The organism is Kribbella sp. NPDC048837 (assembly GCF_055586945.1).
Map to the genome: position 1 here is coordinate 1,269,647 of NZ_JBVJHF010000002.1, position 18,124 is coordinate 1,287,770.

Consider the following 18,124-nt stretch of genomic DNA (forward strand, 5'->3'; position numbering starts at 1 on the left):
CTTTACACCGAGCCTATCGAACTCCGCAAGGTGCGCACGCCACGCAGGGTGACGCAATACCGGGAAAGCGGTCACCCAACGCGCATAATCGATGAGCGCCGCCCAGCGACCGTCGTCCCCCGCCGGAAGGCTGTTCCATGGGCAAGACCGCGCGCCTCCTGACCCTCGCGGCGACGGGCGTCGCCCTGGTCCTCCCCGCCGGCCCGGCTCCCCAGGCGCCGTCGACGGATTCGTCGTACCAGGAGATCGCGCTCGACGGGCCGGCGGTGCGGGCCGGGACGAAGCCCTTCGGGATGGTCGGCATCACCTGGCCCGAAGGCGCCGGCGCGGTGCAGGCCAAGGTCCGCGTGGAACGCAACGGCCAGTGGACCGACTGGGAAGCCCTGCACGTCGAGGACGACCACGGGCCGGATCCATCGGTGCCCGAAGGAGTTGAGCGCGCCGGAACCGAACCGCTGTGGGTCGGCGACGCGACCGGCGTGCAGGCCAGCGCCGTGACCAGCAGCGGTACGACGGTCAGCGACGCCAAGGTGATCCTGATCCAGCCCGGCGTACTGGCCACCGACGCCGACGAACCGCAGGCCGCCGGCGTCATCGAGCCCGAGGCGAGCAGGGCGCCGTACCCGATGCCGGTCATGGTGAGCCGGAAGCGGTGGGGTGCCGACGAGCGGCTGCGGAGTTTCAACGGGGTGGCGTGCGCGCGACCGAAGTACACGACCACTGTGATGGCCGCGTTCGTCCACCACACCGCCGATCGCAACGACTACACGCGGGTGCAGGTCCCGGCGATGGTGCGTGCGATGTACACGTACCACGTGAAGAGCCGCGGCTGGTGCGACCTCGGTTACAACTTCCTGGTCGACCGCTTCGGCCGCGCGTTCGAGGGCCGGTACGGCGGTGCGCAGCTGCCGGTGCTCGGTGCGCACACCGCGTCGTACAACGCGAACTCGTTCGGCGTCGCGGTGATCGGCAACTTCGAGAAAGCCACGCCACCGCGGGCGATGCTGGAGACGACGGCCCGGGTGATCGCCTGGAAGCTGGACGCGAACTATCGGTCGCCGTTGGCAACGATCGTGCTCGACGGGAGCCGGCTGCACACCGTGTCCGGGCACCGCGACACCAAGGCGACCGCGTGCCCGGGCACGCAGCTGTACAACAAACTCGGTTGGCTGAAGCAACGAGTCAACACGCTGATCGGCGGCAGCGTCGCGACGCCGATCTACCGGTTCGCGCGGAGGATCGGCTTCCGGTCCCTGGGGCAGCCGTTCTGGGGTGAACACCGGACGAGGACCGGCTGGGCGACGTACTTCGCCACCCGGGACGTCTTCTACTCCGTTGCCTCCGGCACCCATTCGACCGCCGGTGTGTTCCGGACCCGCTACCGGCGCCTCGGCGCGGGCAGCGCCCGCCTCGGGCTGCCGATCACCGAGTCGTACGCGGTCGAGGGCGGCTCGAAGCAGAAGTTCCAGCGTGGCTGGCTCATCTACAACCAGCGTCAGGACAAGGTCTACGTCCAGTACGGGAGTGCGTCATGAAGAAGCGTGCGATCGCCGCCGTCGTCCTATCCTCCGCGCTGATCAGCGCGAGTGCGCAGGCGAGCCCGGTCGAGCCGAAGGCCACCGTCCCCGACACCACGATCGCCGGCCGCGGCTTCGGGCACGGCCGCGGCATGTCGCAGTACGGCGCCCAGGGCGCGGCCATCGCCGGGAAGTCGGTCCGGCAGATCCTGGACTTCTACTACCCGGGGACGACGACCGGCAAGACGACCGGCAGCATCCGGGTCCGGATCAGCGCGGACACCACCGACGGGGTCCGGGTCGGCGCCGTCAATGGTCTGAGCGTGCGCTCGTTTGCCACCGGCAAGGTCTATTTGGTGCCCAGGGCAGCGAACCGGAACCAGTGGTCGATCGACCCGTCCGGCGATCACGGCACGAAGGTCAGCTCGTTCGACGCGAAGACGCGGAAATGGACGCTGTGGAAGACGTTCACCGGGATGACGCAGTTCGAGGGTGCGGCCGTGATCGGGCTGGTGCTGCCGAGTGGCGCGGTACGCCGGTATCGCGGCGCACTCCGGGCCATCGACGTGTCCGGCGCGCACCTGGACACGGTGAACGTCGTGTCGCTCGAGTACTACCTGCGTGGCGTCGTATCCCGGGAGGCCTTGTCCAGTTGGCGTCCGGCGGCTCTGCAGGCGCAGGCTGTTGCCGCGCGCACCTATTCCGTGTTCCACCGGAGCCGGGCCACGCGGAAGGCGTACGACCTGTGTGACACCACGTCCTGTCAGGTGTACGGCGGCTACGACTCGGAGAAGGCGTCGACGAACACCGCGATCGCCGCGACCGCGGGACAGGTGCGGCTCTACCAGGGCAAGCCGATCATCGCCGAGTTCTCCTCGTCGAACGGCGGGGCGACCGCGACGGGTGCAGTGCCGTACCAGGTGATGAAGGCGGACAGCTGGGACGCGTACCCGGGGAACGGGAACCCCAACGTGACCTGGACGGTGACGCGGACGGCGGCCGAGCTGCAGGCCGTCTTCGACGTCGGGTCGATCCGGAGCCTGCGGGTGCTGAAGCGGACCGGCATCGGCCCATCCGGCGGCCGGGCGCTCACCGTCGAGGCGGTCGGGTCCAAGGGCCGCCGGGTGCTCACAGCCGATCAGGTCCGGATCCGGCTGCATCTGAAGTCCGGCTGGATCGCGTTCCCGGTCCGTCCGCTTGATATGCCAACCAATCCCGTCGAGGACGCCGGCCGCTGAGCCATTGACGCCGCATCCCCGAGCCGGTTAGAACGTGACATCGATGTCAATCACCACCGCCCAGGAGGATGTAGCTCGATGCGCAGGAAAATTGGTATATCAACTCGGATCGCGGCCGGAGTGCTCGCGGTCGCCGTCCTCGGGTCGCTGACCATGCCCGCGGCCGACGCCGGGACGAATCCGGCAGCTCGTGCGCAGGCGTCGTACGACGCGATCAACAAGTACTTCGACGCGGGCCAGGGACTGCTGCTCGAGGAGTACCCGAACACGCAGACCAACCCGTACTCGTACGTCTGGCCGTACTCGCAGGCTGCCATCGCCGCGGAGAACCTGGCCGGTGTGCCGGGCGCCGGGCGGAAGGCGTCGGAGGAGGCCGACCGGCGGCTCGCGGCGTACGAGCCGTACTGGAACGCCGGGACGACGCCGAAGGGGTACGACTCGTACGTCCGGCCGCCGCTGGGTCAGGGTGGGGACAAGTTCTACGACGACAACGAGTGGATCGGACTGAACCTGATCCAGCGCTACAAGCGGACTGGTGACCGTGCGGCGCTGGCTCGGGCTCAGGAGATCTTCGCGCTGGTCGTGCACGGGTGGGATACCGATCCGTCGCATCCGTGCGCCGGTGGCGTCTACTGGACCCAGGCGCCGTGGAGCCAGGACCGCAACACGGTGTCGAACGGGCCGGGGGCTGAGCTCGGCGCGCACCTGTATCTGCTGACGCGGGACCGGTCGTACCTGACCTGGGCGCAGACGATGTACAAGTGGGCGCAGGACTGCATGCTGGCGCCGAACGGTCTGTACTGGGACCACATCGACCTGGCCGGAAACATCGAGAAGACGCAGTGGAGCTACAACCAGGGCGTCATGCTCGGCGCCGGGGTATTGTTGTACAAGGCAACGGGTAAGCGTCAGTACCTGGACGAGGCCAAGTCCGTCGCCAGCGCGTCGCTCGCTTTCTACAGCACGCGGGACGTGCTGGCCAAGCAGGGCGCCGCGTTCAACTCGATCTGGTTCAAGAACCTGCTGATCCTCGACTCGGTGGCGCCCGACCCCCGCTACCGCAAGGCCATGCAGGCCTACGCCGACGACAACTGGAACACCACCCGCGACCCCGCCACCAACCTCTACCACTTCGACGAAGGCCCGGTAGAACTCCTCCAGCAATCCGGCATCACCCAGATCCACGCCCTCCTGGCCTGGCCCCGCTCCAAGTACGGCCTCCTGGCCTGACCACCCCGGGCGAGCAGGAGTAGCACCGCCCGCCCCCTTCGGGGACGGACGGGAGGAGGAGAACAGGCTCGGGTGCCTACCTGCTTTGAACACCGCGCCGCCCGTCCCCGCAGGGGACGGGCGGCGCGGTTGTTGATCAGGCTGCGGCGGTTGCTGTTTTGATTTCTACCGGGGTGATGGGGGTGCCATCCGTGGGACCGTTCTGCGGAGTGACACCGGTGCGCGCGACCTGGTCGATGAGCTTCAGCCCGGCCGCGTCGACCGTCCCGAACGCCGTGTACTGCGGCCCGAGACCGGACGCATCGCCGTACACGATGAAGAACTGGCTCCCGTTCGTGTTCGCCCCGGAGTTCGCCATCGCCAGCACGCCGCGACCGTACTTCAGCGTCGGGTACACCTCGTCCGCGAACGAGTAGCCCGGCCCGCCACCGCCGGTACCGGTCGGGTCACCACACTGCAGCACCTGCAGACCCTCGCCGACCGTCATCCGGTGGCACTTGGTGTTGTCGTAGAACTTCTGCCCGACCAGGCTGAGGAAGTTCTTCACCGTGCACGGCGCCAGCGCGCTGTCCAGCGTGAGCTGCAGGTCGCCGATGGAGGTGTTGAGGCTGACCTTCGACGTACCCGACGCCTTGGCCTTCCCGTCGGCCGGCGGGTTCACCTTCTTGCTCGCCGGCTCGGCGCTCTTCTTGTACGTGCAGCTCACCTCGGCCGGCAGCGGCGTCGGCCGCTTCAGCGGAGCCGCCAGCGCGGTCGGGATGTTGGTCGCCTTGTTGTCCGGCCCGGCCGACGAGGGCAGCTCGGTCGGCGCCGCCGCCGCCGGACTGTCGTCGCCGCCCCCGGGAGCGAACACCACGAAGACCCCGACCACGACCACAACCACCGCCGCGATCGCCGTGATCGTGATCGCCACGTTCCGCCGCTGCCGTCGCCGCTCAGCTTCCCGCTCGGCCTGCCGCTTGGCCTTCCGCTGCGCAAGCTGCTGCTGATGGGTCTTCTTGGACATGCAGGAACCCTCCTCACCGGAATGTCTGCAGGGAACCTACAACCTCAACCTGAGAACTGTCTGTTAATCCAGCCGCAATCCTGTGACTGACACCGCCTGGCGACGGTCAGGTCGTGCGGGTGAAGAGGCGGCCGGCCAGGTCGATACCGGTGATCCGGCCTTCCGGGGTGCGGCTGACGTAGCCGCGCTGGCCGGCGAGGGCGCCGGCGGTGACGACGTACTCGTCGGCGGGGAGGAAGCCGATCGGGGCCGCGGGCAGGTCCGGGGGCATCTCGACGTCGGAGGCCTCGCGGAGTTCGGGCTTGATCTCGACCGCGAGCGTGACCTGGGTGCCGTCGGTGGCGAGGTCCAGGTTCATCGCGTCGTTCCCGTACCGTCCGACCACCTCGCGCGCCCGCGCCTCGTCGTACGGGACCGGCTCCGGCTCGTGCTCGACCAGGCCGAGGTAGTTCTCCAGCGTCCAGCGCCCCACGGCTTGGTTGAAGGCGTACCCGTCCGGCCCGGCGTTGGCGAGTGACACGACCGCGAAGTCCCGGTCGGGTACGACGAGCAGCTCGGCGTACTGCCCGTTGCCCGAACCGCCGTGCCCGATCGTCCGCACGCCGTCGATCTCCCGCAGGAACCAGCAGATGCCGAACCCGTCGCCCATCGTGCTGGCCCGCAGCTCGACCGTCCGCTCGCGCATCCCGTGCAGCGCTTCGGCCGGCAACAACCCGGCACCCGTCCCCAGGTGGAACTTTGCCCACTGCAACAAATCGCCGACGGTCGAGACCGCGCCGCCGCCGGGGTTGTTGCCGCGTTCCCCGGCCCGATTCGCCTTCCACGGCACGGCCGGCCGCGGCGTACCGTCCTCGTCCGGGTTGTGGCCGACGGCAAACTTCCGGATGATCACGTCGTCCAGGTCGAAGACCGTGTTCGACAGTTCCAGCGGCTCCAGCAGCAGCTCGGCGATCGCTTTCTCGTACGGCATCCCGGTGACGTTCTCGATGATCCGGCCGGCCAGGTTGTACCCGGCCTGGCTGTACGACGCTCGGCTGCCGGGAGCCGCGATGATCGGCAGCGTCGCCAGCTTCTCCACGAACGCCGCCAGCGACTGGTCGCCGTCACCGGGGTCGATCAGGTTCCAGTCCAGGCCCGCGGTGTGGTTGAGCAGGTTCAGCACCGTGATCCGCTCGGCCACGTCCTGGTCCATCAGCTTCAGCTCCGGGACATACCGCAGTACGGGTGCGTCGAGGTCGACCTTGCCCTGCGACACCAGCCGCAGCAACGCGGTCGCGGTGAACGTCTTGGTCACCGACGCGATGTGGAAGAGGGTGTCCCGGTCGATCGGCTGTGGATTGTCGACACTCGTCACTCCGTGCGTGACGACGACCTCCTGGCCGTCCATCAGTACGCCGACCGCGACGCCGGGGATCCCGAACTCCGCGGCGGTCTTCGCCACGAACCCCGCCAGCTCGTCCTGCATCGTCCCTCACTCCTTCTTGACTTGAACTAAGTTCAGGTGGAGCGTAGCCCGGCGATTGAACAGTGTGCAAGAGAGTTTTGAACTTTGTTCAAGTCGTCGATGGAAAAGGAGGGGCGAGGGGCCGCTCGGGCTGGTACCGTCGCTCGGAGTCCGTGACTGACGCCAGGAGGTGGTGCCCGATGAACGCTGTTTCGCTGTGGGCGCTTCCTTGTTCGTCACGGCGCGGCGACTGACCCAGGGGTCGCCGGGAGCGCCGTCATGACAAGGCACTCCCGAAAGGCACTCCCATGCATTTCATCGCTGAGACATCGTCGAACGGTGTCATCGAACGCACCTTCACGCTGGACGACATCCCCGGCGTCCTGTGGTCGCCCGAGTCAGGCGCCGATCGCGCACCCCTGATCCTGATGGGCCACCCCGGCGGCCTGCACAAGCTGGCACCAGGCCTCGTCGCCCGAGCCCGTCACTACGTCACCACCTGCGGCTTCACCGCCGCCGCCATCGACGCGCCCGGCCACGGCGACCGGCCCCGCACACCACAGGATGAGCAATGGGTCGCCGGCCTCCTCAACGCCCGGGCCGCCGGCGAGCCCCTAGGCCCGATCATCATCGACTACAACAGCTCGCTGACGGCACGTGCCGTGCCGGAATGGCAGGCAACCATCGACGCCCTCCAAGCACTCCCCGAGATCGGTACGGCGGCGCCGATCGGCTACACCGGCATGACGCTCGCCAGCGCCATCGGCCTCGAACTGGCAGCCGTAGACCCCCGCATCACCGCCGCCGTCTTCGGCGGAGTCTTCGTCTACGACGCCCTCACCGAAGCGGCCCGCCGGATCACGATCCCGATCCAGTTCCTCCTCCCGTGGGACGACGACGAGATCGACCGCCAGTCCGGCCTCGACCTCTACGACGCCTTCGCCTCCAAACACAAAACCCTCCACGCCAACCCAGGCACCCACCACCAGGTCCCCTGGTTCGAGGTAGAAGACTCAGTGGCTTTTTTCAACCGCCACTTCACCCAGCCCGAGTCATAACCGCCCCAGCCCCACCGGCCCCGCCAACCTGACCACTCGCCGTCGCCCCCGGCATCCACCCAAGCCGGCGGGCCTGCTGCCACGAGTGCACCCCTGCCGATCGCAGCACGCCCACAACCGCAGCAGCCCGCCGGCGCATCCCCACAACAACCAGCAAGCCCCACCGCCCCCGACAACGCGGCATGCCCCAACCACCCCGACAACGCGGCATGCCCCAACCACCCCGACAACGCGGCATTCCCCGACCGCCCCGGACAACGGCCGGCAGGCCCGACCTACCTCCGACAACGGCCGCAGGCCCGACCGACCTCCGACAACACCCGGCAAACCGGCCCACCTCCGACAACGGCGGCAGCCCCGCCCACCTCCGACAACGGCCGGCAAGCCCCACCACCTCCGACAACGGCGGGCAAGCCCCACCCGCCTCCGGCAACAGCGGGGCAAGCCCCCACCGCCGACAACACTCGGCAAGTCCCACCCACCCTGACAACACCCGGCAAGCCCCATCCAGCCGCGCTCCCCGTGGCCATGGCTACACGCGGGGGCGCCTTCGGAGGCTAGGCGGCTGCTCGGTCCGGGGGCCAGGCGTTCAGGGTGGCGACCATGACTTCGGCGAGTTTGTAGAACCTGGTAACGGCCAGTGCATCACCGTCGTAGTTCGCCAGGATGACGGCGTTCAGTGCCGGCCCCAACCGATCCTTCCCGTCCTTGTCGATCAACTCAGGCCACAGAGGACTGACCTGAAGTTCCGCCATGGCCTGGTTGGCGATTTGGACGTGCTCGAGAACATTCCCCTCCAGTCCCAGCTTGCGAGCAGTCACCAGCGTCTGCACAGCTGCCATGCACGTCGCAACCGCCTTCTTCGCCGCCTCAACCTGCCGCTGCACATCGGCCCGACGCCCTTCCTCGGCCGCCCGACGCTCCTGTTCGCTCACACGCCGCTGGTTCTGCCGCCCCTGCCGCGCAACCGCAACGACCCCGGCCGTCACCGCCCCACCCCAGAACCCAGCCAACGCGACATAAACATCCGAAGCATCGATCCCCCCAGAGTCCACCATCGGCACCACAATCCGGCCACCGCCCACGATCCCGCCGAAGACGCCGGTCGCACTGGTCGCGCCGTACGCACCGGCTGCACCGGTCTCGCCGGATGCGGCGGTTGTGGTGGACGCGGCCGTCGTCGTGAATGCAGCGGTCGCGGCATATGCCTGGGTTGCCGCGGCGGGCAGCAGGCAGCCGCCGACAATCACTGTTGCCGCAGCCAAGCGGATGACCGTCCTCATTCAGATCCCCCCTTGGTTTGGAGCACTTCCAGGGCTCTTTGCCCGAGTGCGATCACGCTGTCGTTGAGCGCCTCGAGGCTCCGGCTCGCTTGGGGTGCGTCGACCTTTCCGGCCGTTGCCGAGTCGAGCAGACCCTTGACCGCTGCATTGACCGCACCCATTAGTGGCGTGAGGTCGTCCTCGGCGCCGAGCGTCGTCCAGGCTTCCCTGGCTGAGCTCTGAAGGCTTTGCCATGCCCTCACGAGTTCCGTACCAGGTGCAGCGATCTCGGCCGAGGTCTTGCCGGCATAACCCAGCACGGCGGCCTCGGCCAGAGTGATCGCCTTCCCTTGCAACTCCTGCCCGGCGTCGCGCTGCCGCTGTACGGCGTCTTCCCGAGCCTTGCTCCGTTGATCCTCGAGCGACTCAGCCCGCTCCTTCTTAGCTCGCCGCCACGCCGACACAGCCCCGATCACCGCGGCAAGCACGGTCGCGACCGCGGCCCCCGTGAAGAACGAACTCGCGTCAAATCCCGAACCCGACGAAGCCGGCCCCGGCGACGGCGTAACAGTCACCACCCCGAGCCCGTTCCCCGACACCGCACCAAGCCCCGTCGACACCACCACGTCGACCACGGCAGACATCACCATGCCTAGTGCGGTCGACATCGCCGCACGGCCCAATGCGGTCGAGGACGTGAGTTTCGGCAGCAGTCGTCGTACTTGAGATGCCCCGTGCAGCATGCAGCCTCCGGATCACGCGGAACGTGAGATCGCCGTACCTGACGCCGGGAGGGCATGTCGTGTGCTGCGCAATATCGAAAGCCCTGCGTGGGGTCCCGCGCTGCGTACGACAGCTCGGGTAGCAGGGCTTTCATGGATGACATCGCTGCGGGATCGGCCCGCGTTACACGCCACACCGGAGGAGATGAACAGGGTGCCCTGATCACCAGAACAGGGCACCCGTCCGTGTGGGTCAGGGGGGATGACTCCACACCGTGGGGACTTCCAACGGTACGCGCTGGGGTCCACCGATGTCGCGGGTCATCTGTTTGAACCGCCCTAGTCGTTACACCCCCTCAACCACCCCGTCACCAGCAACGGGTGACGCGACGGCCGCGGGTGCGCCTGGTATCTCACCGCGCACGGTTTCGCCGTGCTCGAGTCGGCTGTCAGGTCCAACCCCTGGGGCTCGGCTGCTGGTCGCACGCCTGGGTACGACGAAGGGCTGGACGCCGCGCGCGTCGTTGGCGACGCGTGCCCGGCGGGCATCGACGCTGCGCACGGTCCGTGCCGACGATGCTCGCGGTCCGGGGTGCCTGTCCATGGTGCGGCTCCTGCGCAGCGCCGGTGCCGGCGATGCTCTTGTCCGGGCGGCCTCTCCACCGTCTGGCTCCTGCGCCGCCTTCGCGCCGGCGATGCTCCTGGTCAGGGTGGCCCGTCCACGGTGTCGCTCTGCGCGGCCTCTGGGTCGGGATGCTCGTGGTCCGGACGGCTTCTCCATGGTGTGGCTCCGGTGCCGCCTTCGGGCCGGGATGTGCGTGGTCCGGGCGGTCTGTCCACGGTGCGGCTTTGCGCGGCGTCGGTGCCGGCGATGCCCGTGGTCCGGGTGGCTTGTTCACGGTGTGGCTCCGGCGTGGTGTTCGTGCCGGCGATGCTTATGGCCGGGCGGCCTGTGCGCGGTGCGGTCCGGCGGCGCCTTCGGGCCGGCGATGTGCGAAGCACTGCCGACCGCCTTCTCGAGATCGATGGGGCGGAGCGGGCACAGGGGCTGGCTTCGGGTCGATGGAGCCAGGTGGGCTACGGCGTCGGTCCGAGGGTGATCGCGGTCCTTGTGTAGTTGATTGGACGGGCGGTCGTCGGGGAGCTCGGGCCATGGGGCGGATGGTTGATCGTCGTACGGGGCGAGTCGTGGATCGCCTGCGGCGGTGGTGGTCTCGGTGGTCATGGGGCTGTCGGGTGGCGCGGACGGCTCGCCCCAGATGGCTAGGGTCGCTGCTTCTCGTAGTGATGACGCCGTGATGGGACTGGTGTTCTCGCCCTTGGCTGCGAGTAGGCGCTGACGTGGTTCTGCGCCTGTTGTACGGCGGCTTGCGGAACCGAGTGCGGTCGGGGCGGCAACCAACGCAGGTGGGAACTGCACGCCAGCTTCGGTGAGTGATGTGGGCGCGGGCGCGCGCGCCGGCGTCTGCGTTGTGCTGGGTATCGGCTCCGGTTCGGGCGGTGGTCTGGTGGCGGGATCGGCTGGTGTGGTGGTGGATGCGGCTGGTGTCGTGGTGGGTGTGGGCGTGGTTGTAGGTCGGGGTGCGGGAGGTTGGTGGGTTGGGAGGGCTAGGCGTGGGGGTGGTGGGTCGGCCCAGGTGGGGCGTGCTACGTGGACGACGCCGTTGGTGATGGTGATGATCCAGTTCCCGTTGTGCAGGTCGATGTGGTGGCGGCGGCAGAGGAGGGCGAGGTTGTGTACGGCGGTGGGGCCGCCGTCGATCCAGGAGGTCAGGTGGTGGGCGTCGCATTGGACGGGTGGGGCTCCGCAGATGACGCAGCCTTTGTCGCGGGCGTTGAGGGCGCGGCGCATTCCGGCGGTGACGAGGCGTTCGGCGCGGCCGACGTCGAGGGGTTCGGAGTGCGAGCCGAGTACTAGCGGGATGATCTTGGCGTCGCAGGCGAGGCGGCGGATGGTGGCTGCTGACAGGTTGTCGCCGTACACCAGGTCGCCGGTTGCGTCCGTGGTGGCACGCTTCAGATCGTCCAGGTCGATGGTGACGGTGATGTTGGCCTTGGCGCCGAAGCCGGGCAGCCAACCGCTCGCCCCGGGCGCTCGGTCGGCAAGGGAGGTCGCGGGGTCGCCGGCGGCGGCCGTCGGGCTTGTGGCCGGAGTTGCCGTGTGGGCGCCGGTGTTGCTGCCGGCACCGACGCCCGTGTCGCTGCCGGCACCGACGCCCGTGTCACTGCCGGCACCGACGCCCGTGTCGCTGCCGGAGCCGACGCCGGTATCGCCGTCGGCCGTGGGGTGACTGCTGTGGTGGGCGGCTGAGGTCTCGGTCGCGCGGAGTTTGGAGCCGGTGTCGGTGGCTGAGGTCTCGGTGGGGCGGACTTTGAAGCTGGTGTCGGTGGCTGAGGTCTCGGTGGCGCGGAGTTTGAAGCTGGTGTCGGTGGCTGCGGCGGCGATGGTGAGGGCGGTGGTGAGGGCGTCGGCTTGGCGTTTGTCGCGGGGGCGGGGGTCGAGTTCGCCGTCGATGGTCTTGTGGGGGCGGGCGCCGGCGTGGATCAGGGAGCGCAGGAGTTCGGCGTTCTCGTTGGCGAGGTAGCCGCGGAACGTGACGCCGTTGTCGGCGTTCGCCAGCGTCAGGGATTCGCGTGCGTACGCCTTCTGTTCGTCCGGTTCGGGGCCGTCCGAGTCCAGGAGGTCGCAGATCTGCTTCGCGGCCCTGCGCAGCTCGCTCGGGGACAGGTGCCCGGCCAGGGTCACCAGCTGCGCCTCGGCCACCTCAAGGTGTTCTACCGGCACCCTTGACCGGACTCGCTCCAGCGCTGACACGATCGCGCCTGCCTGTGCCGGGCGCAACGACCCTGCATGGTCAGCGCTCTGGTCGGGGAGCAAGTCGGGTCCGTCGACGGAAGCGTCCACACCATCGGCAGTGTCGACGTCCAGGCCGCCGGTTGCGCTCGCCCCGGCGTCGGCGGCGGAGTCCGAGGGGATGATGCCGTGGGTCAGGGCTGTGGACACGCTGCCGTACTTCGGCAGGGCGCGAGCCAGCTTGACGTCGCGGTGGGCCTGGGGGCGGTCGATGCGGTAGCGGAAGGCGAGCAGTTCGGGGGTGTCGCGGGCGCCCAGCTCCTGCGCGTATCCGGTCGCGTCGATACTTGCGATGACCTGCAGACGATAGGTCTCCAGCTGGGCCAGCTCAGCATCCAGGGCGTCGAGAGTCGACAGCATCTCGCCGCCACTCATCGACCACACCGGTCGCTCGCCCAGGAGTTCCATGCCGACAACTCTAGGCACACCCGCCGACAGTTCTCAAACCCAGAAGCCCTTATTTTCAAGGGATTCGAACTATCCACAGGGTTGCGTCGGTCATCCACAACAGTTCGGCCCTGTGGACAGCTCGAATGAATGTTGCTTCAGGCAAGGACTCTGATGAAGGCGTCGTCGGTGGAGTCGAGGCAGACGGCTGAACTATGTTCAATTAAGGTGGCAGGGTGCCTAGGGATTCCTTGACGGTGGAGCAGATCGTGTCGGCAGCTGTCGAGTTGCTCGACGCTGACGGGCTCGACGGGCTGAACATGCGGGCGCTCGGGCAGCGGCTCGGTACGGCGGCGACGGCGATCTACTGGCACATCAAGACCAAGGACGAGCTGGTGCAGCTGGCCGGGGACGCGATCTGGGCGGAGATCGAGCTGCCGGATCTCGCGGCCGGCGACTGGCGTACGGCGGCAACCGCGATGGCCACCGGGTTGCATGGGATGCTCACGCGGCACCCGTGGCTCGGGCAGGCGTTCGGGAGTCATCTGCTGGCCGGCCCGGGGAAGTTCCGGTACGACGACCACAGTCTGGCGATCTACGAACAAGCAGGCTTCAGCCCTGCCGACGCGGATCGCGCGGCGGGCACCGTCATGATCTTCGTCATCGGCAGCGCGCTGAGTGCCGCCGCCGAGGTCTCGCTGAACCGCCGCCTCAGCCGCGGCGGCCGCGACCCCGAGCAGACGATGCGGGACTTCATGACCAGGGCCCAGGAGATCGCCGCCGAGTTCCCGCACCTCCGAGCCCGCCTCAACACCACAGCCGCAACCCAGTACGCCGCCGAACCCGACAACACCTTCACCTTCGGCCTCCAAGCCATCCTCGACGGCCTGGAATCCCGCCTCACCTCAACCCGCTGACCCAGCCGCGGCGGGTGTGGCTGGTTGGGCGCAGGCGGCCACCGGTTTGGTGCTCGGCGCAATGACGTTGCCGGGGACACCGGTTTTGCGCCTGCCGGCGGAGGCGGCCGGTGGGCAGCCGCCGCGGGGCGGTGTCCGTTTTGGGGGTGGTCAGTCTTTGATTTCGCAGAGGGGGGCGCCGGCGGTGACTGTGCTGCCTACTTCGGCGGTGAGGTTGGTGATGGTGCCGGATTTGTGGGCGTTGAGGGGTTGTTCCATTTTCATGGCTTCGAGGACGACGATCAGGTCGCCTTCGGCGACGGTGGCGCCTTCCTCGACGGCGATCTTGACGATGGTGCCTTGCATGGGGGAGGTGAGGGCGTCGCCGGAGGTGGCGGCCTTGCCGGAGCTGCCGGCCCGGCGGGCGGGCTTCTTCTTGCCGGCCGCGGCGACGGTGGCCGCGCCGGCGGTGGCGCCGAGGCCGGCGGGGAGGACGACCTCGAGGCGCTTGCCGCCGACCTCGACGGTGATCTTCTCGCGTTCGCCGGGCTCCGGGGTCTCGGCGGTGGGACCGTCGTACGGCGTGAGCTGGTTGTCGAACTCGGTCTCGATCCAGCGGGTGTGGACCGTGAAGCCGTCGGTCCCCACGAACGCCGGATCCGACACGACAGCGCTGTGGAACGGAATGACCGTCGGCATGCCCTCGACCACGAACTCGCGCAGCGCCCGGCGGGACCGCTCCAGCGCCTGGGTCCGGTCGCGACCGGTCACGATCAGCTTGGCGACGAGCGAGTCGAACGCGCCCGGCACCGTCTCGCCCTGGTCGTAGCCGCCGTCGAGTCGTACGCCGGGACCCGACGGCGCATGCCACCGGGTCAGGGTCCCCGGCGCTGGCAGGAACCCACGGCCGCCGTCCTCGGCGTTGATCCGGAACTCGATCGAGTGCCCGGACACGACGGGATCGTCGTACCCGAGCTCCTCGCCGTTGGCGATCCGGAACATCTCGCGGACCAGGTCCAGCCCGGTGACCTCCTCCGAGACCGGGTGCTCGACCTGCAGCCGGGTGTTCACCTCGAGGAACGAGATCAGCCCGTCCTGCCCGACCAGGAACTCGCACGTGCCGGCGCCGACGTACCCGGCCTCCCGGAGGATCGCCTTCGACGCCGAGTACAGGATGTCCAGCTGCTCGGCGGACAAGAACGGAGCCGGAGCCTCCTCGACCAGCTTCTGGTACCGGCGTTGCAGCGAGCAGTCCCGCGTCGACACGACCACGACGTTGCCGTGGGCATCGGCCAGGCACTGGGTCTCGACGTGCCGCGGCTTGTCCAGGTACCGCTCGACGAAGCACTCACCGCGCCCGAAGGCACTCACGGCCTCGCGGGTGGCCGACTCGAACAGCTCCGGCACTTCCTCCAGCGTGCGCGCGACCTTCATCCCGCGCCCGCCACCGCCGTACGCCGCCTTGATCGCGATCGGCAGCCCGAACTCCTCGGCGAACGCGATCACCTCGGAGGCGTCCGCGACCGGGTCCGGCGTACCGGGGACCTGCGGGGCGCCGACCTTCTCGGCGATGTGCCGGGCCTTGACCTTGTCGCCGAGCGAGTCGATCGCCGCGGGCGGCGGGCCGATCCAGATCAGCCCGGCGTCGATCACGGCCTGGGCGAAGCCGGCGTTCTCGGCCAGGAAGCCGTAGCCGGGGTGGACGGCGTCCGCGCCGGAGCGGGCCGCGACGTCGAGGATCTTGGCGATGTTCAGGTAGGAGTCGGCCGGTGTCGACCCGTCCAGCGCATACGCCTCGTCGGCGAGCCGGACGAACAGGGCGTCCCGGTCCTGGTCGGCGTACAACGCGACGCTGCCCAGCCCCGCGTCGGCGGCGGCCCGGATGACCCGGACGGCGATCTCGCCTCGGTTGGCGACCAGCACCTTGGTGATCTGCTTGCTGTCGGACACAGCGACTCCCTTCGGCTGGCCCGAGTCTAGGGTGAACCGGCCCCCGAAGGAGACAGGGCGTTGCTCACATCACCGCGGGCGCCCGCTCGAAGAACGACTCCAGTACGACGATCGTCTGCGTACTCGTGACGCCGTCGACCTGGTGCAGCGCGCGCAGCGTGGCCTGGAGGTCCTCGGTGGTCGCCGTCCGCACCTTGACCAGGACGGAAGCCGGGCCGGCGATGATGTGCGCCTCCTGGACCGCCGGGATCTTCTCCAGCGCCCGCAGCGTCGGCTCGTCGCCCATCCAGGCGCTCGCGTCGAGCAGCACGAAGGCGAGTACGCCGCGACCGAGCGCGGCCGGGTCGACGTCGACCGTGGTCCGGCGGATCACGCCGGCCGCCTTCAGCTTGCGGACCCGCTCGTGCGCCGACCCCGCCGAGAGGCCGACCGCCTGGCCGAGCGCGGCGTACGACTGCGCGGCGTCGTCCTGCAAGGCGGCGAGCAGCTGCCGGTCCAGATCATCTATGGTCATACGCGAACTATACAGAACCTGGTTCTGTTGTAACGAACAAGAACAGGATAGAGTTCGGAGACATGACCATCACCCTGACTCCCGCACCGCCGCGGATCCGCGCCGAGCTGGTGGTGCTCGACGACAGATTCCGCAAGGTCGCCGGCGACGAGTACCTCGAGTGCCTGTACGACGGCGGTCGCTGGCTCGAAGGACCGGCGTACGTCCCGGCCTGGCGCTGCCTGATCTTCAGCGACATCCCCAACGACCGGCTGCTGCGCTGGGACGAGCTCTCCGGTCAGGTGAGCGTCTTCCGCCAGCCCTCCGGCTACGTCAACGGCAACACCATCGACCGCGCCGGCCGCCTGATCAGCTGCTCACAAGGCGAGCGCTGCGTCATCCGCACCGAGTACGACGGAACCCGTACGGTGCTCGCGTCCCACCTGGACGGCCGCCGCCTGAACAGCCCGAACGACGTGGTCGTGCACAGCGACGGCTCGATCTGGTTCACCGACCCGCCGTACGGCATCACCTCCAGCTACGAAGGCCATGCCGCGGAGCAGGAGATCGACGGCTGTCACGTCTATCGGATCGCCCCGGACGGCGCGCTGACCGTGGTCGCGGACGACTTCACCCGGCCGAACGGCCTCGCGTTCTCCCGGGACGAGAGCCAGTTGTACGTCGTCGACACGCCGGCCAAGCACATCCGCCGGTTCGACGTGGAGGGCGAGAAGCTGTCCGGTGGTGACGTGTTCGCGCCGTGCACGGCGGGCATGTTCGACGGCATCCGGCTGGACGACGCCGGCCGGGTCTGGGCGGCGACGCACGAGGGCGTGCACTGCTTCGACCCGGACGGCACGCTGATCGGCAAACTCGTGCTCCCGGACATCGTCTCCAACCTCACCTTCGGCGGCCCGAAGAAGAACCGCCTGTTCATCACGGCGACCACTTCGGTCTGGTCCTGGTTGCTGACGGCAAGCGGGGCCTGACCGGGCCGTCCAACCGACGGTCGCCGGGGCGCGGTCCGGGCGAGAACCGCATAGGCTCGTCGGTGATGCGCAGCCGAGCTCTCGAGGAGTGGTGATGACGGGCATTCTCGAACCGTTGGCAGGGACCGCGCCGGCCGTCTGGGAGTCGCTGGACGACCGGTTCGCCGGGATCCGCGGGGACAGGTTGCTCGAGCGGCTGTGGACCGGCGGCCGCTGGGTCGAGGGGCCGGTGTACTCGCCGGCGGGGCGGTACCTGCTCTGGAGCGACATCCCGAACGACCGCATCCTGCGCTGGGACGAGACGTCGTACCAGGTCTCCGTCTTCCGGCAGCCGGCCGGGAACACCAACGGGCACACGCTCGACACCGAGGGACGCCTGGTCAGCTGCGAGCACGGCAACCGGCGGGTGACCAGGACCGAGCACCACGGCGGGATCTCCGTGCTCGCCTCGGAGTACGACGGCAAGCGGCTGAACAGCCCGAACGACGTGGTGGTGAAGCGCGACGGATCGGTCTGGTTCACGGACCCGGCGTACGGGATCGACAGCGACTACGAGGGATACAAGGGCGAGATCGAGACGGGTGGCTGCCACGTCTACCGGGTCGGGCCGGACGGCGCGCTGACCCGGGTCGCCGACGACTTCAACCGGCCGAACGGGCTGGCCTTCTCGGTCGACGAGTCGTTGCTGTACATCACCGACTCGGAGGAGGGGACGATCCGCGTCTTCACCGTCGACGGCGACAAGCTGTCCGGCGGTGAGCTGTTCGCCGAGTGCGGCAACGGGATCTTCGACGGCATCCGGCTCGACACCGAGGGGCGCGTCTGGGCCTCGGCCGCCGACGGTGTCCACATCTACCACGCCGACGGCACCCTGCTCGGCAAGCTCCTCGTCCCCGAGACCGTCTCCAACCTCGTCTGGGGCGGCCCGAAACGCAACCGCCTCTTCCTCACCGCGACCACCTCCGTCTACTCCCTCCTGACCACCGTCAAGGGCGCACCCCTCCCCCTTCGGCCCACGCGCCTGACGAAATTCGGTCGCCTCCCCGGGCCTGGTCGCGCGACGATGGTCTGCTGACCA

14 protein-coding genes are annotated in these 18,124 nt (G+C 68.8%); 7 read left to right on the forward strand and 7 right to left on the reverse strand.

Annotated features, from left to right (window positions below; genetic code table 11):
* Nucleotides 1–137 precede the first annotated feature (137 nt).
* The 3 genes from ACZ6O0_RS14070 (at nucleotide 138) to ACZ6O0_RS14080 (ending at nucleotide 3,985) form a co-directional block, all read left to right on the forward strand.
* Nucleotides 138–1,535 (forward strand): N-acetylmuramoyl-L-alanine amidase, encoded by a 1,398-nt coding sequence (locus tag ACZ6O0_RS14070; RefSeq protein ID WP_465765254.1) that lies wholly within the window; start codon nucleotides 138–140, stop codon nucleotides 1,533–1,535.
* The gene (locus ACZ6O0_RS14075) at nucleotides 1,532–2,755 is read left to right on the forward strand and encodes a SpoIID/LytB domain-containing protein (protein WP_465765255.1); all 1,224 of its coding nucleotides are present in this window, start codon (nucleotides 1,532–1,534) and stop codon (nucleotides 2,753–2,755) included. Before ACZ6O0_RS14070 ends, ACZ6O0_RS14075 begins: the two co-directional genes overlap by 4 nt.
* Nucleotides 2,756–2,833: 78 nt before the next feature.
* Complete coding sequence (locus ACZ6O0_RS14080) at nucleotides 2,834–3,985, forward strand: glycoside hydrolase family 76 protein (RefSeq protein WP_465765256.1); 1,152 nt, start codon at nucleotides 2,834–2,836, stop codon at nucleotides 3,983–3,985.
* Nucleotides 3,986–4,121: 136 nt separating this feature from the next.
* Here ACZ6O0_RS14080 and ACZ6O0_RS14085 read toward each other — a convergent pair whose 3' ends face one another.
* Both ACZ6O0_RS14085 and ACZ6O0_RS14090 read right to left on the reverse strand, forming a co-directional pair.
* Nucleotides 4,122–4,991, reverse strand: coding sequence for a peptidylprolyl isomerase (locus ACZ6O0_RS14085; RefSeq protein WP_465765257.1), 870 nt, complete (start codon nucleotides 4,989–4,991; stop codon nucleotides 4,122–4,124).
* 106 nt (nucleotides 4,992–5,097) lie between these two features.
* On the reverse strand, nucleotides 5,098–6,456 hold the full coding sequence (locus ACZ6O0_RS14090) for a serine hydrolase domain-containing protein (protein ID WP_465765258.1): 1,359 nt from the start codon (nucleotides 6,454–6,456) through the stop codon (nucleotides 5,098–5,100).
* A 287-nt stretch (nucleotides 6,457–6,743) separates the two neighbouring features.
* On the opposite strand from ACZ6O0_RS14090, the gene ACZ6O0_RS14095 reads away from it, so the two are divergent.
* Nucleotides 6,744–7,493: a dienelactone hydrolase family protein gene (locus ACZ6O0_RS14095; RefSeq protein WP_465765259.1), complete on the forward strand. Its 750-nt coding sequence runs from the start codon at nucleotides 6,744–6,746 to the stop codon at nucleotides 7,491–7,493.
* A 557-nt stretch (nucleotides 7,494–8,050) separates the two neighbouring features.
* On the opposite strand, the gene ACZ6O0_RS14100 is transcribed toward ACZ6O0_RS14095, so the two are convergent.
* The 3 genes from ACZ6O0_RS14100 to ACZ6O0_RS14110 form a co-directional block, all read right to left on the reverse strand.
* Nucleotides 8,051–8,776 carry a hypothetical protein gene (locus tag ACZ6O0_RS14100; RefSeq protein ID WP_465765260.1) on the reverse strand — a complete coding sequence of 242 codons (726 nt, stop codon included), beginning with the start codon at nucleotides 8,774–8,776 and terminating at the stop codon, nucleotides 8,051–8,053.
* The gene (locus tag ACZ6O0_RS14105; RefSeq protein ID WP_465765261.1) at nucleotides 8,773–9,498 is read right to left on the reverse strand and encodes a hypothetical protein; all 726 of its coding nucleotides are present in this window, start codon (nucleotides 9,496–9,498) and stop codon (nucleotides 8,773–8,775) included. Before ACZ6O0_RS14105 ends, ACZ6O0_RS14100 begins: the two co-directional genes overlap by 4 nt.
* Before the next feature lie 874 nt (nucleotides 9,499–10,372).
* Nucleotides 10,373–12,739, reverse strand: a complete 2,367-nt coding sequence (locus ACZ6O0_RS14110) for an HNH endonuclease signature motif containing protein (RefSeq protein ID WP_465765262.1) — start codon at nucleotides 12,737–12,739, stop codon at nucleotides 10,373–10,375.
* Between the two features lie 215 nt (nucleotides 12,740–12,954).
* On the opposite strand from ACZ6O0_RS14110, the gene ACZ6O0_RS14115 reads away from it, so the two are divergent.
* Entirely contained in the window at nucleotides 12,955–13,635 is a 681-nt protein-coding gene (locus tag ACZ6O0_RS14115) for a TetR/AcrR family transcriptional regulator (RefSeq protein ID WP_465765263.1), read from the forward strand.
* A gap of 150 nt (nucleotides 13,636–13,785) precedes the next feature.
* Here ACZ6O0_RS14115 and ACZ6O0_RS14120 read toward each other — a convergent pair whose 3' ends face one another.
* Nucleotides 13,786–15,564 (reverse strand): acetyl/propionyl/methylcrotonyl-CoA carboxylase subunit alpha, encoded by a 1,779-nt coding sequence (locus tag ACZ6O0_RS14120; protein WP_465765264.1) that lies wholly within the window; start codon nucleotides 15,562–15,564, stop codon nucleotides 13,786–13,788.
* Nucleotides 15,565–15,628: 64 nt separating this feature from the next.
* Nucleotides 15,629–16,078, reverse strand: a complete 450-nt coding sequence (locus ACZ6O0_RS14125) for an Lrp/AsnC family transcriptional regulator (RefSeq protein ID WP_465765265.1) — start codon at nucleotides 16,076–16,078, stop codon at nucleotides 15,629–15,631.
* Between the two features lie 62 nt (nucleotides 16,079–16,140).
* Between ACZ6O0_RS14125 and ACZ6O0_RS14130 the strand changes: the two genes are divergently transcribed.
* Together ACZ6O0_RS14130 and ACZ6O0_RS14135 are read left to right on the forward strand one after the other, a co-directional pair.
* Nucleotides 16,141–17,046 carry an SMP-30/gluconolactonase/LRE family protein gene (locus tag ACZ6O0_RS14130; RefSeq protein WP_465765266.1) on the forward strand — a complete coding sequence of 302 codons (906 nt, stop codon included), beginning with the start codon at nucleotides 16,141–16,143 and terminating at the stop codon, nucleotides 17,044–17,046.
* A gap of 94 nt (nucleotides 17,047–17,140) precedes the next feature.
* Nucleotides 17,141–18,121, forward strand: a complete 981-nt coding sequence (locus ACZ6O0_RS14135; protein WP_465765267.1) for an SMP-30/gluconolactonase/LRE family protein — start codon at nucleotides 17,141–17,143, stop codon at nucleotides 18,119–18,121.
* The last annotated feature ends 3 nt before the right edge of the window (nucleotides 18,122–18,124 follow it).

Bases quoted from the DNA above. Each gene is read 5' to 3' on its own strand.
- ACZ6O0_RS14070 (WP_465765254.1), top strand. From the start codon at position 138: ATGGGCAAGACCGCGCGCCTCCTGACCCTCGCGGCGACGGGCGTCGCC.
- ACZ6O0_RS14075 (WP_465765255.1), top strand. From the start codon at position 1,532: ATGAAGAAGCGTGCGATCGCCGCCGTCGTCCTATCCTCCGCGCTGATC.
- ACZ6O0_RS14080 (WP_465765256.1), top strand. From the start codon at position 2,834: ATGCGCAGGAAAATTGGTATATCAACTCGGATCGCGGCCGGAGTGCTC.
- ACZ6O0_RS14085 (WP_465765257.1), bottom strand. From the start codon at position 4,991: ATGTCCAAGAAGACCCATCAGCAGCAGCTTGCGCAGCGGAAGGCCAAG.
- ACZ6O0_RS14090 (WP_465765258.1), bottom strand. From the start codon at position 6,456: ATGCAGGACGAGCTGGCGGGGTTCGTGGCGAAGACCGCCGCGGAGTTC.
- ACZ6O0_RS14095 (WP_465765259.1), top strand. From the start codon at position 6,744: ATGCATTTCATCGCTGAGACATCGTCGAACGGTGTCATCGAACGCACC.
- ACZ6O0_RS14100 (WP_465765260.1), bottom strand. From the start codon at position 8,776: ATGAGGACGGTCATCCGCTTGGCTGCGGCAACAGTGATTGTCGGCGGC.
- ACZ6O0_RS14105 (WP_465765261.1), bottom strand. From the start codon at position 9,498: ATGCTGCACGGGGCATCTCAAGTACGACGACTGCTGCCGAAACTCACG.
- ACZ6O0_RS14110 (WP_465765262.1), bottom strand. From the start codon at position 12,739: ATGGAACTCCTGGGCGAGCGACCGGTGTGGTCGATGAGTGGCGGCGAG.
- ACZ6O0_RS14125 (WP_465765265.1), bottom strand. From the start codon at position 16,078: ATGACCATAGATGATCTGGACCGGCAGCTGCTCGCCGCCTTGCAGGAC.
- ACZ6O0_RS14130 (WP_465765266.1), top strand. From the start codon at position 16,141: ATGACCATCACCCTGACTCCCGCACCGCCGCGGATCCGCGCCGAGCTG.
- ACZ6O0_RS14135 (WP_465765267.1), top strand. From the start codon at position 17,141: ATGACGGGCATTCTCGAACCGTTGGCAGGGACCGCGCCGGCCGTCTGG.